16 protein-coding genes are annotated in these 14,845 nt (G+C 55.7%); 8 read left to right on the top strand and 8 right to left on the bottom strand.

Features of this window, described 5'->3' with window-relative positions:
* Window positions 1–230: 230 nt before the first annotated feature.
* Window positions 231–1,028 carry a choice-of-anchor E domain-containing protein gene (locus tag H6F46_RS04150; RefSeq protein WP_190353692.1) on the top strand — a complete coding sequence of 266 codons (798 nt, stop codon included), beginning with the start codon at window positions 231–233 and terminating at the stop codon, window positions 1,026–1,028.
* 213 nt (window positions 1,029–1,241) lie between these two features.
* On the opposite strand, the gene trmFO is transcribed toward H6F46_RS04150, so the two are convergent.
* The 5 genes from trmFO to H6F46_RS04175 all read right to left on the bottom strand — a co-directional run bounded on the left by trmFO (window position 1,242) and on the right by H6F46_RS04175 (window position 5,743).
* Window positions 1,242–2,627, bottom strand: coding sequence for an FADH(2)-oxidizing methylenetetrahydrofolate--tRNA-(uracil(54)-C(5))-methyltransferase TrmFO (gene trmFO, locus H6F46_RS04155; protein ID WP_190353646.1), 1,386 nt, complete (start codon window positions 2,625–2,627; stop codon window positions 1,242–1,244).
* Window positions 2,628–2,714: 87 nt separating this feature from the next.
* On the bottom strand, window positions 2,715–3,062 hold the full coding sequence (locus H6F46_RS04160; RefSeq protein WP_190353647.1) for a type II toxin-antitoxin system PemK/MazF family toxin: 348 nt from the start codon (window positions 3,060–3,062) through the stop codon (window positions 2,715–2,717).
* Complete coding sequence (locus H6F46_RS04165; RefSeq protein WP_242027763.1) at window positions 3,062–3,295, bottom strand: hypothetical protein; 234 nt, start codon at window positions 3,293–3,295, stop codon at window positions 3,062–3,064. Before H6F46_RS04165 ends, H6F46_RS04160 begins: the two co-directional genes overlap by 1 nt.
* A gap of 340 nt (window positions 3,296–3,635) precedes the next feature.
* The gene (locus H6F46_RS04170) at window positions 3,636–4,733 is read right to left on the bottom strand and encodes a hypothetical protein (RefSeq protein WP_190353649.1); all 1,098 of its coding nucleotides are present in this window, start codon (window positions 4,731–4,733) and stop codon (window positions 3,636–3,638) included.
* 569 nt (window positions 4,734–5,302) lie between these two features.
* Entirely contained in the window at window positions 5,303–5,743 is a 441-nt protein-coding gene (locus tag H6F46_RS04175) for an Hsp20/alpha crystallin family protein (RefSeq protein WP_190353693.1), read from the bottom strand.
* 520 nt (window positions 5,744–6,263) lie between these two features.
* Between H6F46_RS04175 and H6F46_RS04180 the strand changes: the two genes are divergently transcribed.
* From H6F46_RS04180 to H6F46_RS04190, 3 genes are all read left to right on the top strand, one after another.
* Window positions 6,264–6,500, top strand: coding sequence for a hypothetical protein (locus tag H6F46_RS04180; RefSeq protein ID WP_190353650.1), 237 nt, complete (start codon window positions 6,264–6,266; stop codon window positions 6,498–6,500).
* Between the two features lie 154 nt (window positions 6,501–6,654).
* Window positions 6,655–7,305, top strand: coding sequence for a peptide-methionine (S)-S-oxide reductase MsrA (gene msrA / locus H6F46_RS04185; RefSeq protein WP_099534929.1), 651 nt, complete (start codon window positions 6,655–6,657; stop codon window positions 7,303–7,305).
* Window positions 7,306–7,336: 31 nt separating this feature from the next.
* On the top strand, window positions 7,337–7,987 hold the full coding sequence (locus tag H6F46_RS04190; protein WP_347278275.1) for a Uma2 family endonuclease: 651 nt from the start codon (window positions 7,337–7,339) through the stop codon (window positions 7,985–7,987).
* Window positions 7,988–8,013: 26 nt separating this feature from the next.
* Here the strand turns inward: H6F46_RS04190 and H6F46_RS04195 are convergent, their stop codons facing one another.
* Window positions 8,014–11,064 (bottom strand): UPF0182 family protein, encoded by a 3,051-nt coding sequence (locus H6F46_RS04195; RefSeq protein ID WP_190353651.1) that lies wholly within the window; start codon window positions 11,062–11,064, stop codon window positions 8,014–8,016.
* 91 nt (window positions 11,065–11,155) lie between these two features.
* Complete coding sequence (locus tag H6F46_RS04200) at window positions 11,156–11,668, bottom strand: hypothetical protein (RefSeq protein WP_190353652.1); 513 nt, start codon at window positions 11,666–11,668, stop codon at window positions 11,156–11,158.
* A gap of 123 nt (window positions 11,669–11,791) precedes the next feature.
* Between H6F46_RS04200 and H6F46_RS04205 the strand changes: the two genes are divergently transcribed.
* The 4 genes from H6F46_RS04205 to H6F46_RS04220 all read left to right on the top strand — a co-directional run bounded on the left by H6F46_RS04205 (window position 11,792) and on the right by H6F46_RS04220 (window position 14,536).
* A complete protein-coding gene (locus H6F46_RS04205; protein ID WP_190353653.1) occupies window positions 11,792–13,132 on the top strand; it encodes a nucleoside recognition domain-containing protein in 1,341 nt (446 codons plus the stop codon).
* A 194-nt stretch (window positions 13,133–13,326) separates the two neighbouring features.
* Window positions 13,327–13,611: a DUF427 domain-containing protein gene (locus H6F46_RS04210; protein WP_099534917.1), complete on the top strand. Its 285-nt coding sequence runs from the start codon at window positions 13,327–13,329 to the stop codon at window positions 13,609–13,611.
* Window positions 13,612–13,698: 87 nt separating this feature from the next.
* Complete coding sequence (pyrR, locus tag H6F46_RS04215; RefSeq protein ID WP_190353654.1) at window positions 13,699–14,253, top strand: bifunctional pyr operon transcriptional regulator/uracil phosphoribosyltransferase PyrR; 555 nt, start codon at window positions 13,699–13,701, stop codon at window positions 14,251–14,253.
* Window positions 14,254–14,299: 46 nt separating this feature from the next.
* A complete protein-coding gene (locus tag H6F46_RS04220) occupies window positions 14,300–14,536 on the top strand; it encodes an element excision factor XisI family protein (protein WP_190353655.1) in 237 nt (78 codons plus the stop codon).
* Window positions 14,537–14,559: 23 nt separating this feature from the next.
* Here the strand turns inward: H6F46_RS04220 and H6F46_RS04225 are convergent.
* The coding region (locus H6F46_RS04225) for a transposase (RefSeq protein WP_242027764.1) at window positions 14,560–14,845 on the bottom strand (286 nt) is incomplete at its 5' end.

A 14,845-nucleotide genomic window follows, 5' to 3' on the forward strand; every position in this document is an offset into this window, starting at 1 on the left:
CATGAAAAACACAACTCTCGATCGCTCGATTTTGGAGTCCCATTGCATTTTCTTCTTCATCCAATCTTTAATTTAAGTAATCATCAACCAATCTTTGCTGAATCTTTAAAAATCCCCCTTGATTCCGCCAAATCTTAAAGCTAAGTTAGATTCCATAAGGGGTCATAAAAGCGACGCGGAATGCCACGCGGTCGAACTTTGCTCTCAATACCCATCCTCTTGTGGAAGATATGAAATCTTGGTTTGCCCCCAGCGTTGCACTTGCAACCATTTCGCTGAGTTCCATCGCAGCTCCCGCCCTTGCCCTCAGCATCAGCTACTCCGATGCCTACGTGCCGGATGCCAGCACGGTTACGACCCTGAATGCTATTGATGCATTTACGGGCGGCCTCACAGACGCAGAAGCCCGAAATGGCCTTTATGGTTTCACGGATATTGAAGAAGTCCTGTCGATTCAGAAGTTCGATCCTAGCCTTGGAACTCTGAAATCAGCCAAGTTGACCTTTGATACGGGACTTTGGCAAAAGGCTTACTACGAGCACCTCGGTCGTTTGCGCCCCGGCAACGCAGCAGCCATCAAATTTGATTTTGAGGCTAATTTAAACCTGACATCCAGCGGCGGCACGTCAGTTTTTGATATTCCCCTCACGGGTGCTCATGATTTTACGGCATCCTCATTTGATGGGGGCCTTGACTTTGCTGGCACTTCGGGCCGGAAGTTTTCTACTTCCTTGAACGGTCAATATCAACAAACCAAAACCATCACTGATGTCGCAGCTCTGGCTGGCTTCATTGGCACTGGTTCGATCGACTACACCTTCTCCGCTTCGGCTCTGTTCAGTGTCTTTGGCCCTGGTAACTTGAGTGCCGGTGTGCTGACCCTGGCTAAAGGTGCGCTGCGGGTTGATTACGAATACGAAAAGGAATCCACCTCAGTGCCAGAACCCACCGCGCTGTTGGGTCTTGGTTTGGTGGCTGGTGGGGCAATGGTTCAGCGTCGTCTGCGGGCTGCAGCACCCCGGAACTAGGTTGCAAGGCCTGTCAATGGCAGCTTGGAACTAGCTCGTCAGTCGATCGAACCCTAGCCAATTTAGGGATGAGGCTGGGGGACTGAAAAGATAGCCCGAGCTGTTCTTGACTGCGCTCCTGTGGACTGCACAACTGAATTGCACAAGTTGGTACTGTTGAGATTGGGTTTGGCGATCGCTGAACCCAATCTTTTTTTGCATGATGTTGATCGCTTAAACCGTTGCACCCACCAAAGCAGCGGGTCGATCGCCCAAGGATTCCACCTTCCAGCGATCGAGTTCACCCAGGGCGCGATCACGGTATTGGCCGTAGCGTTCCTGTTTGTTGCGGATCTTGGTTGGCAGCTCCGGCAGGATGCCAAAGTTTGGCGGCATCGGCTGGAAATGCTTCGGTGAGGCGGAACTGATGAACTCGAACAGTGCGCCGCTCATGGTTACGGGGGGCAGGGCGATCGGCTCTAGGCCGCGGGCAATCCGGGCCGCGTTGGTTCCCGCCAGCCAGCCGCCGGCCGTGGCCGCCGTGTAGCCCTCCGTGCCGATCAGTTGGCCTGCCGCCAGTAGGGTGGCGCGGCCCTTGAACTGCAAGGTGGCGCTCAATAGTTCTGGCGCGTTGATGAAGGTGTTGCGGTGCATCACGCCCATCCGCACAAATTCGGCATTTTCCAAGCCGGGAATCATCCGAAACACGCGCTGTTGCTCGCCCCAGCGCAGGTTGGTTTGGAAGCCGACTATGTTCCACAGTTGCCCCGCCTTGTCTTCCTGGCGCAGTTGCACCACGGCGTAGGGGCGTTTGTCGCGGTTGGCGGGGTCGCGCCCGTCGCCCAGTCGGGAATCGAACAGGCCCACGGGTTTCAGGGGGCCGTAGCGCATGGTGTCTTCGCCGCGCTGGGCGAGTTCTTCGATCGGCAGGCAACCCTCAAAGAATTTGGCACTTTCGCGATCGAAATCCTTCAGGGGCGCTTGTTCCGCCGCGCAAAGGGCCTGATAGAACTGCAAATATTGCTCCCGGTTCATGGGGCAGTTCAAATAGGCCGCCTCGCCCTTGTCGTAGCGGGAAGCCATGAAGGCCACGTCGCGATCGATCGATTCGCCCACCACGATCGGGCTAGCCGCATCGAAAAAGCTCATATAGTCCCGGCCCGTGAACTGCCGCAGATCCTCGGTCAAGTCCGGGCTGGTCAGGGGTCCCGTGGCCAACACCACCACGCCATCGGTGGGAATTTGCCGCACTTCCTCGCGCCGGAAGTCCACCAGCGGATGTTGCGCCAGAGTTTCGGTCAGGTCGCGGCTAAACTCCGCGCGATCGACCGCCAACGCCCCGCCGGCCGGCACGGCATGGTGATCCGCCTTGCCAATCACGATCGACCCGAGCCGCCGCAATTCCTCATGCAGCAGGCCGGCCGCGCGATCGGCAGACATGGCCCCAAAGGAGTTGCTACAAACCAATTCCGCCAAATGTTCCGTGTGGTGGGCGGGGCTGAGGCGTTCGGGCCGCATTTCATAGAACACCACCGGCACGCCCGATCGCGCCACCTGCCAGGCTGCTTCAGTGCCGGCCAGCCCACCGCCAATCACATACACCGGCTGTAAATTCGACATGGCTTACCTCAGCGATCGCCCAAACTTCCAGGAACCAAGATGAATAGCTTATAGCAATTTGATTAGGGCGATCGGCGTTTGCGAAATTCAACTGTCTGAATCATCGAGGGCCGCAAGGGCTATTTTGAGACAACTTTGAACACCTTCTCGATCGCGTTCTGATAGCTGCCCAATGCGAGCTAAGTTTGCTGAAGGAGGCAATGTCACAATGAAGCTGCGGAAAATCGATTCAACTCGTAAACCGGCTGATTTCCAATCTTGGAGTTTATAGTCTGTGATACCCAAAGCTTTGGCTTGAGTTGTAATCAGTCCCACAATGACATCAGGACGATGGACATGATAAATCGATGAAGACAAAACAACCGCAGGACGGCGTTTGATGCCCGTGACACCAGGAAAGTCCACGGTGACGACATCACCTGGCTGGAAGATCACTAAGCTATCTCCTCATCATTATCAAAATCTGTGTTGAAATGCTGGAAAGAAAAGGCTGCTAAGTCTAACTGATCCTGTTCTGTCCAAGTGTCGCTATCATCCAACGCCGCCTGATTTTGCTGAGTCAAGCCATTCAGAATCAAAGCTGCTAACTGTAATAAAGCAGTTGGTGGAAAGATGCGAGTGATATATGCATACACATCTTGAATGGTTGGGCTAGGAACAGACATCATCGTAGTTACACTTCGGCTTTCTTCAAAGTTTAGCAAAGATGCATCGGATGAATAATGCCTTGCAAACACCAATGAATAGTAATGAATAGTGCTGCAATTCAGTCATGATCAGCTAGTGAAAGTCTTTCAGCGGAAGCGATCAGTTACCAAAAATTGTCACCTCGCAGGTGCTATCAGGACTATTTGTGGGTTCCCGCCTTTCTCCATATTCACAATATTCACAGCAATATTCAGTTGGCGATGTGGGGCGATCGCTCGCTACCTTCAACAGTGCTGATTTCAACCCTGTGCCAGTATCGCTGGTCGCGAGCAACTGCCCAGACTGATAGAAACCGAATAGTTAGCTAGCCCAACCGTAGCTGCGAAGATGTTTGCCACAGTAGCCGATCGCCACTTTTTCGGTTTCAAAGTCCAGCTCAAAATAAATTTGCAAGTTGTGGACTGCGTTGTTTTTGCCCAAGGTGAGATGTTTAAACATCCGCTGTTTGCGGCCCCCATGGCGAAAGTCCCGATCGCTCCCGTATCGAGAACCGGTGACTTGGTGTTCCGTGGGCTTAAAGTCCAAACCATAGGCGCGGAAACCCTCCCGCCAACCGCCCATCGATCGCCCTTCCCGTTTTGCCAGCAGGGAGGCGCGGCCAATTTCCGCGATCGCCCGTAAAGCTTGATAAACCTCACTGGGGCGACCAAATTGGGACTCGGCCGCAGCCGATCGGGCAGAATCCCAAATTTCCAACACATCCCCAAACTGTTGTTCCGCCGTTTCCACCGCCGCCAACACTGTTTCAAAGGCCCCTGCACTGACTAACTCGTCCGTTTCCGAGTTGTTCTCTCCCGCTTCGATCGGTTTGGGTTGATATTGCAACAGGCTGGCCAAGTTGCTTTGGCTTGTGTTTAGCTCCGCTTCCAACTCCGCCACGTAATCCCGTAAATGGGATAGTTCCCCTTGGAGGGCGGCTTGCTCATCCCAGGTTTGTTCCACATCGGTGCGAATGGCTTCCAGGTCAGTCCGCTCCTTTTGCAGCAGCCGATCACGCTCTTGGAGTTGGGTTTTCAGCGCCTCGATCGTCCGTTGGTGGTTGGTGGCCTGCTCTTCCAAGGTTTCCAGTTGCAGTTGTAGCGATCGCTGGCTGGTTTCCAGGGTTTGGCGTTCGTGGCTTTCGTGATCCAAATCTCGCTGCAACCGCTCCAACCGTTGTTGATAGCGCCAGCGATCGAGCACCCGCATGGACACCACCCCGATCGTCAGTCCCCCCAAGGCTTGGGCCGCATTTTGCCACAGGGCCCCTTGGCCCCAGGCGGAGTCTGTCACCTCCACGCTGGCCAGCCCCAGGGTGGATCCGTGGCTAACCAAACTACCCACGCCCACCACTGTGCAAAATGCCACCACGCTCAACCCCAAGAGCGCCAATAACCGCATTCGATCGCCTGTTTCCATACCCGAATTAAGACCGCCGACCTGTGTGAGAAGCTTCCTCGATTGTAGACGCGCCACTCTGGATTGTGTGGCCCCTACCCGTCATGATTTCCAAAGCGAGGGATTATCAATCCCTATTGTTTTGGGAGTTTAAACTAATGTTAAAAATTGATTTTGAAATCAACGGTTTAAGGCGAAGATTTTAAGCCAAGGTTTAAGGTCAGCTCTAAGGTCGCTCTCTGTTTGTGATTGAGGGACAGTTGAGCGGCATTCATGCTTGATCAATCTTGATTTGGTCTTGATTGTGCTTTAATTCGCTTGAATTTGACCTTGGTTTGACCGTACTTCAGCTTGGGCTTAGTTTGGATTGAGCTTTGATTGGAGTTGGACTAAGTTTGGAAGAAACCTGAATTGAACTGGAATTAAAAAACCGGGAGAACCCGTTCAGGATTCCCCCGAATCTGCATTCATTCATCCTTCTAGGTCAGCAATTGCACTGAAACGGGAGTGCAACATCATCGCTCAAGATCAAAGTTCAAAGCCAAAGTGAAAAACCGCAGTGCAACGCTTTCAACCATGGGCCAGTTACCCTAGCCGATCGACAGCTTCACAACCTTGTTCTTTTCTTCTTCCACCTTGGGCAACCGCAGTTCCAAAATGCCATTTTGATAGTTAGCAGTGGCTTGGGCATTTTGCACGCGGGTAGGCAACGAAATCACTCGTTGAAACTTGCCGTAACGAAATTCGGTGCGGAAAGCGCTGTCTTCTTGGACGGTTTTCTCGGAGCGTCGCTCACCAGCGATCGAAACCGACTCCGCCGTCACTTCCACATCAACGGTTTTCGGATCAACGCCCGGTAGCTCCAGGCGCAACAATAGTGCATCAGCGGTTTCTTCCAATTCCGCAGCCGGTGCGTGGTGCAATTCCGGGTCGATCGCCAAAGGAGTCATCAGTGCGCCATCCAAGAGTCGATCAAAACGACGACGGAGCGACTCAATTTCTCGATAGGGTTCCCAACGAATCAAGGTCATTTTAGCCACCTCGCGAACTCCTGAAATCAACAATTTGGGAGAAGGGTTTGCTTGAGGATTAACCTCAAGAATCGAGTTCAATCTTGCTCGAATTGGTTCAATTTTGCGTGGAGCGTTTTGCTCTGCACAATCTCAAGATAACTCGCTCAAACAGAAGCTAGATTCGGTTTGTACGACCCATTCAAGGGCAGTTCCCACACCTGAGTTTTCAGAAGCCAATGGCTGAGACATTGTGTTGAGAGCCAAACTGCTGGCCAAACTGCTGACCAAACTGCCTAATCGCTTTTGTTGCTGACTGCTGAGGCTTAATCGAAGAAATAAAAATGCCAAAAAGGCGCAGTGATATTGCAGTCAAATTAAGACAGTTGCAAGGATGAAAACCGTACTTGAGTGGGCTTGAAAACCGATAATTTGTCCAATGACAGCCGGAAATTCAGCGGGGCCCGAACCGGGTGCTTAACTGGGTATGGGAACTGTTGTGGGGATGGATGACAGGATGGGTTTTGGGATGAATTGGGGGATGAATTACGGGTCTGGCTGCTCGATCGAGCCTATTCTGTTGGCGCTCCCAACCACGGACAGCGATTGGTGGTGGCTGGCGGGTGGCATGGGGCTGTTGGTGTTGTATTTGCTGGCTTCGGCAGCAACGGAAATGGGAACCCGCCGCCCGATCGGGTGGCGATTGCCCAAGCACCCATCAAGGGACGCGGCCCCATCAGCGGGCGATCGAGAATCGTCTGTGCCTCCCCAGCCCTAGGAAAACCTTTTAAGATCGAGCAGTTGCGGCCCAGGGATCCGACCCCAAATCGAAACCAATCGCATTGAAATTGGATTGAAATTGGATTGCGCCTTGCTTTGAGATTGATCGAACCCCGATCAAATTGCCCATGAATGTTCAGGAACTCCTCGCCATGTTTTTTGGTTTAAAGCAAAAGTCCACGATGCCCACCGCCAAGGAAGCGTTACCGGGGCGATCGACCAAAATGCCCATCAAGAATCAGCATTTTGTGAATGGCAACCCGATCGAGGGGCCCTTCCCGGCCGGTCTGGAAACGGCCCTGTTTGGGTTGGGTTGTTTTTGGGGAGCCGAGCGCAAGTTTTGGCAAACCCCCGGCGTATTTTCCACGGCCGTGGGCTATGCGGCCGGGCACACGCCCAACCCCACTTACCACGAAGTTTGCACGGGCCTGACGGGCCACAACGAAGTGGTGCTGGTGGTCTATGACCCGCAACAGGTGAGCTACGAGCAACTGTTGAAGGTCTTTTGGGAAAGCCACAACCCCACCCAAGGGATGCGCCAGGGCAACGATGTGGGAACCCAATATCGATCGGGCATCTATACCTACAACGAAGCCCAAAAGGCGGCGGCGATCGGCTCCAAGGAACAGTACCAAGGGGCGCTGACCCAAGCGGGCCATGGAGACATCACCACGGAAATTCTGGATGCGCCGGAGTTTTACTACGCGGAAGACTATCACCAGCAATATTTGGCTAAAAATCCCGGCGGCTATTGTGGCCTGGGCGGCACGGGGGTGAGCTGTCCCGTGGGCTTGGCGGTTTAGGGTTCGTTGCTGTGTCTGTTTCGGCCGTGGGTTGTCTCGGGGTTGTCCTGGGGGCCCGGCGGCCGATCGTTCCTTTGTTGGCCCCGGTGGGCCCCTTGCCATGAGCGCGATCGCGATCGATCTTCAGCCGGACTTGGCCTTGGACGATGCCACCTTTGCCCGCATCTGTCGCCAAAATCCCCACTGCAAATTTGAACGAACCGCCGCAGAAGAATTAGTGATCGTGGCCCTCACGGGAGGCGGAACGGGACAGCGCAACTCACGCCTCACGGCGCGGTTGGTGTTGTGGAATGAAGAGACGGGCTTGGGCGAGGTGTTTGACTCTTCCACGGGGTTTAAACTGCCGAACGGAGCCATTCGATCGCCCGATGTTGCTTGGGTCAGCCGCGATCGCTGGTTGGCCCTCAGCGCCAAGGAACAGGATAGCTATCCGCCCCTTTGTCCTGATTTTGTGGTGGAGCTAAAGTCGCCCAGTGATGACTTGGGCCAAGTGCAAGCAAAGATGCAGGAATATCTCAACAATGGGCTGCGTTTGGGGTGGTTGCTGGATCCGGCGGAGGCGATCGCCCAAATCTACCGACCCGATCGCCCGGTGGAAACCCTGAAATCCCCCACCACCTTGAGCGGCGATAGTTGCTTACCGGGTTTTTCCCTCTCTTTGTCCGGCATTTTGGATTCCTAGATTTTGAATTCCTAGATTTTGGATTCCTAGGAGGTTGATGGGGGAGCGGCCTGAGGGGCTGGCGATCGTTGGCCAAACATGGCCGTGATTGCCGTGTCGAGGGTGGGTTGCATCACAATTCGATCGCCATGGGCCACCACCAACCGAATCAGGGTCGGCAGGCCGCCCGCATCGGCCGCGAGATATAGCGGCTCCACATAGAGAATGGACCGCCCGATCGGGATGGCGACTAAGTTCCCTTGAATCACCTTGGAACCCTGGCGATTCCAAAGGCTAATTTGGCGTGCAATGTCGGGATCTTGATTAATGCGGGCTTCCACCTGCTCAATCCCAAACACCAGCCGATCCTTGGGGAATTGATAGAGCAAGAGTCGGCCGTAGCGATCGCCATCGGAGCGGGCCGCCAACCAGCCAATCAGGTTGCTGCGCTTGGCGGGGCTGAAGGGCAACAACTGCACAAACTCCGGTTGGCTGGTGCCGGGCAGTTGCATCAGGGCAAAGTAGGGCTGAATCGGTTGGGGCTGGTTGCCGTAAATTTCGTTGGGAATTTGCCACAGATCCTCCCGGTTATAGAACTCCTGGGGATTGCTCATGTGATAGGTCAGCAGCTTTTCCGATTGCACGGCAAACAGATCGATCGGGTAGCGGAAGTGCGATCGAATGGCCGGCGGGCATTGGTCGATCGGGCGCAAGAGTTCCGGGAACACCGCTTGCCAACTGCGAATCAGCGGATCATCCCCATCGGCCACATAAAACCGCACCGTGCCGTTATAGGCATCAATCACCGCTTTCACGGAATTGCGAATGTAATTAAAACCGGCGCGGCTGGGTTCGGAATAGGGATAACGGCGGCTGGTGGTGTAGCCATCCACAATCCAAAACAGGTGGCTGCGGTGATCGAACCCATCGGCATCCGCCGCCGATTGCAGGTTCACGGCCACGGCGTAGGGATCGCGATCGAACTGCAAGAAGGGGGCGATCGTCCGTACCCGTTCCCGCACATTCCGCCGCCAGAGCAAGCGCGTGTCCGGCGTGAGGTTATTGGTCAGCAGTAACTGCCAATCGCGTAGATAGGCCGCCAACAGCCACCGCTTCCACCAGTGATCGCCCAGTAGCACCCCGCCTTGACCGTCGTAGTGGTTATAGGCGTTGTCATTGCCTCGGGGATAGTCCAACTCTTGGGCTGCGGTCGGAGCCAGGATGTAGGTATTGGTCAGCTCACCAAAGTAGACCCGGGGCCGATCGAGGGGAATGCCCTGGCTCACCTGCCCATTGGCGGCCCGCAGGATGCCGCCGCCCGTGTCATCAGTGCCGGAACCAATGTCCCGAACCCAATAGAGCGGTAGGCCACCGGCTCCCACTTGGTTGGCGGGACTGAGGGTGAAGCCATAGCCGTGGGTGTAGACCAAATGGCGGTTCAGCCAAGTTTGGGCCGGGGCTGACAGGGCGGTGGTGTCCAACTCCCGCATGGAGAGGATGGTGGGATGGAGGGTCGATCGGTCTGTGGCGGCCGGGGCCGGATTGGGCCGATCGGGCAATCGGTACCGATCGAGGTCTGCGTTGGCAAAGCGGTAATAGGAGCGGATTTGTTGTAACTGCCGATTGGTATCTAGCAGCGGGTTCGTGTCCCAAAGTCGCACACTGTCGAGGGTGGGTTCATAGGTTTGCAGATCCGCCGCGCTAAGGGTGGCTTGGGGGTCAAAGGATTCCGCTTGCACCCGATCGAGGCCAAACGCCGATCGGGTAAAGGCAATGTTGCGCTCAATGTAGGGCCGTTCCCGCTCCAGCTCATTGGGTTCCACAATTGCCCCCTGCACCGCCTCGGGCAACAGAAAACCCAGACTGATGCCCCCGATCGCGTAGCACAACAGCCCGATCGCCACCAACCGGGGCGGCAAATCCGGCCGGCGATCGCCCGTGGGTTGTGCCACCCGGCCATCCAGCCAACGCCGAGGTTGCAACCCCGTCAAGGCATAGCCCAGCAGCCAAACCCCACTGCCCAAGGACACCAACCCCAAGCCAATGTTGGCTGGCAACTGCACGCGAATATCCGCAAAACCGGCTCCATAGGCAGCGCCTCGGGTGGAATTGAGCAAATCAAAACAGGCAACCCCGGCGCTGATGCCCGCTGCCAACAACACCAACCCCAAGAGGCCGCAGCCGTGCCGCCACTCCCCCACCGTGAAGCCGGGAAATCGCCCCCGCGCCAAGGATTTCTGACTGAGCAGGTAATATAGCCCCACCAACAGGGCCGACCAAAGCAACAGCCCGATCGCCCAAAACTCCAACAGTTCCACCAGGGGCAAGCCAAACACAAACCAGCCCACATCCAACCCAAACACCGGATCCACCTGCTGAAATCGGCTGGGGTGGGCGGCCAGCAAAATCGTCGCCCAATGTTGGGAGCCAATCCAGGCAAAGTTCAACGCGGCGATCGCCCCCAAGGCCCGCAAGCCCCACCTCGGCGCGATCGCCCCCAGGGCCCAAAGGCATCCCGGCAGCGCCAACCACCACCATTGTCCCGATCTCAACGGTTCCAGCAGTTCCCATAACAACAGCGGTTGCAAGCGAGGAACCGCCGTGGGTAAGGCTTCCCGCCCTGCCGTCCAGCCAATTTGCCCGTAATGCACCACCAGCAGGGCCAACCCCAGGGCTAACAATCCCGACACCAGCAGCAATGGCAGCAAATCTAGCCGGCCGCCCACCAGCCGTTCCCCGCGCGGTTCGATCGCCCGAGGCATCACCCACCAGGGGCGATCGGGATCAGGGCCCAGGGCCACCGACTCCCGGCGGTTGAGCTGTTCCGCCAGCCACAGATTGCCCCACAGCACCGCCAACGACCCGATCGCCCCTACCCCAAACAGAGCCGCCTGCACCGCCAGCCGCATCCACCAAAGGGAGCCATAGCCCAACTGGCCAAACCAAAGGCCATCCCCCAGCCAGCGCACCGCCAGCCCGATCGCCAGCACAAAACCCAACCCGCCCAGGGCCCACCGCCAGGGTTGCTGCCTGGCTCGATCGGGGGCCGCTATGGGGGGCGTTGAATTGACAGCCAAGGGCGATCGCGTCCGGGTCATGGAAAGTCTCCAGCCTCAATGAACGTTGTCTAGCGGAATGTTGGAAAAAAAACAACTGTTCCGCGCCGCCGCCCCTGGGCAACAGCCACCATCAGGCCGACGATTGAGGCGATTTAAAGGCCTGACGCACTTTAGGCCGAAACAGGTAGAACAAAATCAAAAGGGCGATCGCCAATTGAAACCCTAACTGCGACAGGGTTGAGGCCGGAACTGAAGCCGATCCTAGGGCGATCGAACTCACGAGCGACTGTCCCAAACTCAAAACCTGCAAAATCTGCCAAATTAATGTCAAAATCCAAGCCCATTGCTTCAACTTCCAGAGGCCATATCCCAGCAATCCCCCCACCAGCGAGAGCAACACCCCAATTCCCCCAAACACCAAAATCAACGTCGGAACCATCCCCAGCATCATCGCCTGGGCTTGCGGATCTGAATTGGAACCGGCGGTTTGGAGTTGCAGTTTGAGGCTCTCGATCGTGCTATCCACTAAAAATTGCCGCCATTGGGGAATCACCAACACCGACAAACTGAGCAAGAACCCAAAACCACTATAGAAAAACTGCAAGCCCGCCAGAATGGTCACACCTAAGGGGCGCTTGGTCATAATCTTTGGATTGATTGCCAGATCACGCCTCGGTTATAGCAACGAAATCCGAAACGTTCTGGGGCAAATCGTGCTATTTCTGCAAGGGATTTCTCGGGAATTTCTGTGGAGTAGCCCCGGCCCATGAAAACGAAAGTTTCGCCCCTGAACCCGATTTGGCTGTTTCTGATTGCCTTTGCCACGGTGGTGGCGGCCTATGGCGGCAAGATGAAACCCCTGACGGAGGCTTCCTTCAAAGGGGCGGGCAGCGCGGTGGAACTGGCGATCGGGCTGGTGGGTTCCATGGCCCTGTGGTTGGGGATTATGCGCGTGGCGGAGGAAGCCGGGTTGATGCAGGCGATCGCCCGGGCGATTCGGCCCGTGATGGTGCGGCTGTTTCCCACCGTGCCGCCGGAGCATCCCGCCATGTCCGCCATGATCATGAACTTGGCGGCCAACGCGCTGGGCTTGGGCAACGCGGCCACGCCCTTGGGTCTGAAGGCGATGAAGGAACTCGATCGCCTGAATCCCAACCCCGGCACGGCCACCAACGCCATGTGCTTGTTTTTGGCGATTAACACGGCCTCGGTGACGCTGATTCCGTTGGAAGTGATCGCCGTGCGGGCCAGCGCGGGCACGACCCAACCGGCCTCGATTGTCCTCACCACCTTGATTGCCACGGCGATCGGGACAACGGCGGCGGTGCTGGCCGCTACGTTTGCGGCCCGTCGATCGCCTGATCCAGCCCCGGTGATTGAGCCAACCGAGCCGATCTCGGACACTCCTGAAGATGCAGAGGCGATCGAACCGGCCGTGGACACCGCCCCGCCGCCTGTATTGCATCCCCCCAGCCGTGTCGGTCAACTGGTCTTTGGTGGGTTGGTGCTGGCTTTTCTCGGGGCGATCGTTCAAAAGGTGATCCGCCACGGTTTTGGCTTTGTCTTCAGCTTGGAAGGCTTCACCACCATTTCCAATTGGGTGCTGCCGATGTTTATCAGCGGCTTCCTCATCTATGGCTACTTTTGCGGCGTGCGGGTCTATGAAGCCCTGACCGAGGGTGCAAAGGAAGGCTTTGAAATTGCCGTGCGGGTAATTCCGTTTATGGTGGCGATTTTCGTGGCGATCGGGATGTTCCGAGCCAGTGGCGCGTTGGAACTGCTGACCAACCTGCTCACTCCCGTCACCGCCTTGATTGGGATGCCTGCCGAAGCGCTGCCTATGGCCCTGATTCGGCCGCTGTCCGGGAGCGGCGCGTTTGGGTTTATGTCGGAAATTGTGAAGGCCAATCCCAACAGTTTCCTAGCAGATTTGGTTTGCACCATGCAGGGCGCATCGGACACCACGTTCTATACGCTGGCGGTCTATTTCGGCAGTGTGGCGATTATTCGGACGCGCTATGCCTTGCCGGTGGGTCTGTTTGCCGATGCGGTCAGCGCGATCGCCTCGGTGTTGGTTTGTCGATTGCTGCTGCCGGGCGCGGCCTAGGCGATCGCCCCGAAACCTGGCCAGGCAAGGGGCTTAAGCCCCTTGTCTACCGATGGTTAAGCCCCTTGTCTACCGATAGTGTTGGTGTGATGCGAAGGTCAGTGTGATCTGGGTTCCGGTAACGGATCGCCCTTGGATCGCTATCGTTAAAAACAGACCACACAATCACCCTGCAAGGACGAGTCAAGAAGCCCATGGCCAAAGCAATTTGGAACGGAACCGTGATTGCTGAGAGCGATCGCACCGAAGTTGTGGAAGGAAATCACTATTTCCCGCCCGATGCGATTAAGTCGGACTATTTTCAACCCAGCAACACCCACACCACCTGCGGCTGGAAAGGTGTGGCCAGCTACTACACAATCGCCGTGGATGGCCAAACCAACCCCGATGCCGCCTGGTACTATCCCGAACCCAAGGATGCTGCCAAGAAAATCGCCGGTTATGTGGCCTTCTGGCGCGGCGTGAAGGTGGAAGCGTAATGATTGGGGGCGATCGCGCGATCGCCCCCACCGCGAAACGGTCGATCGCGTGCATAATCCACAAATAAATCAACGCCCGCGCCGGATATGTCCCCCGAAATTGCCGCCACGATCGAAATTTTGTCCGCCGACGAGTTGCGCCGCACCGTCAACCGGCTTGCGTCCGAAGTGGTTGAGCGATCGGGCGACCTCTCCAAAGTCGTGCTCGTGGGCATCTACACCCGGGGCGTACCCCTGGCCAAACTGCTGGCCCGCCAAATCGAAATGCTCGAAGGCGTAACCGTTCCCGTTGGCGCACTGGACATCACCTTCTATCGCGACGACCTCGACAAAATCGGCCCCCGCACCCCCGAACGCAGCGATATTCCCGTTGATCTCACGGGCAAAATCACTGTTTTGGTAGATGACGTAATCTTCACGGGCCGCACGATTCGCGGAGCCTTAAACGCCACCTTGGATTACGGCCGGCCCGAGTCCATTCGGTTGTTATCTTTGGTCGATCGGGGCCATCGCCAACTGCCCATTCACCCGGACTACACCGGCAAAGTGTTGCCCACCGCCAAGGACGAAAAGGTGAAAGTCTACCTCCAAGAACTCGATGGCCGTGATGCCGTCGAACTCAGCCGCGCTCCTGTTAGTTAGTTTCTAAATCAATTGCCAAATTTCTTGGAGCGATTGGCTCAAAAAGATGGATCCATCCTTAGCAGCCAGTGAAATTATCAAGCAAGTGATTGAGCATTATGCTCAGTTCCAGCCTTCTCACGGAAAGATTCGACTAGAGACAATTTTTGATGATCACCAGGGTCGCTATGCCCTGATGCAAACAGGATGGGATCGCGATCGCCGCATTCGTGGAAATTTGATCTACGTTGTCCTAGATCAAGAAATGATTAGAATTGAATATGATGGCATGCAGAAGTGTTGAATCTAAACACAAAACTTCATATTCTAGGCAACAAGAGTTTCTGGCAGTAAATCATAGCTCCAATGACTGATTGAGCCATAGCGACCGAGTACAACTTGCAAATATCGCAATTTATCTAGTAGCGTCTGACTATAGAATTGCGGCAATTCTATTAACTGCAAGATGGCATAAGCAATTAAGACCATGTAGATCTGTATTGCTACGCCATTTTGATTTTTCGTAATGAGCTGATCTAATTTTAAATGCATCTTTAAGAACTTCCATAGCAACTCAATCTGCCAGCGCTTTCGATACAGTTCTCCAATCTCT

The sequence above is a fragment of the Limnothrix sp. FACHB-1083 genome (genome assembly GCF_014696485.1).
GTDB lineage: Bacteria > Cyanobacteriota > Cyanobacteriia > CACIAM-69d > CACIAM-69d > CACIAM-69d.

Coding starts and splice junctions, on each gene's coding strand:
- H6F46_RS04205 (WP_190353653.1), top strand. CDS start 11,792: ATGAAAACGAAAGTTTCGCCCCTGAACCCGATTTGGCTGTTTCTGATT.
- pyrR (WP_190353654.1), top strand. CDS start 13,699: ATGTCCCCCGAAATTGCCGCCACGATCGAAATTTTGTCCGCCGACGAG.
- H6F46_RS04170 (WP_190353649.1), bottom strand. CDS start 4,733: ATGGAAACAGGCGATCGAATGCGGTTATTGGCGCTCTTGGGGTTGAGC.
- H6F46_RS04180 (WP_190353650.1), top strand. CDS start 6,264: ATGAATTACGGGTCTGGCTGCTCGATCGAGCCTATTCTGTTGGCGCTC.
- H6F46_RS04200 (WP_190353652.1), bottom strand. CDS start 11,668: ATGACCAAGCGCCCCTTAGGTGTGACCATTCTGGCGGGCTTGCAGTTT.
- msrA (WP_099534929.1), top strand. CDS start 6,655: ATGTTTTTTGGTTTAAAGCAAAAGTCCACGATGCCCACCGCCAAGGAA.
- H6F46_RS04195 (WP_190353651.1), bottom strand. CDS start 11,064: ATGACCCGGACGCGATCGCCCTTGGCTGTCAATTCAACGCCCCCCATA.
- H6F46_RS04175 (WP_190353693.1), bottom strand. CDS start 5,743: ATGACCTTGATTCGTTGGGAACCCTATCGAGAAATTGAGTCGCTCCGT.
- trmFO (WP_190353646.1), bottom strand. CDS start 2,627: ATGTCGAATTTACAGCCGGTGTATGTGATTGGCGGTGGGCTGGCCGGC.
- H6F46_RS04150 (WP_190353692.1), top strand. CDS start 231: ATGAAATCTTGGTTTGCCCCCAGCGTTGCACTTGCAACCATTTCGCTG.
- H6F46_RS04220 (WP_190353655.1), top strand. CDS start 14,300: ATGGATCCATCCTTAGCAGCCAGTGAAATTATCAAGCAAGTGATTGAG.
- H6F46_RS04210 (WP_099534917.1), top strand. CDS start 13,327: ATGGCCAAAGCAATTTGGAACGGAACCGTGATTGCTGAGAGCGATCGC.
- H6F46_RS04165 (WP_242027763.1), bottom strand. CDS start 3,295: ATGATGTCTGTTCCTAGCCCAACCATTCAAGATGTGTATGCATATATC.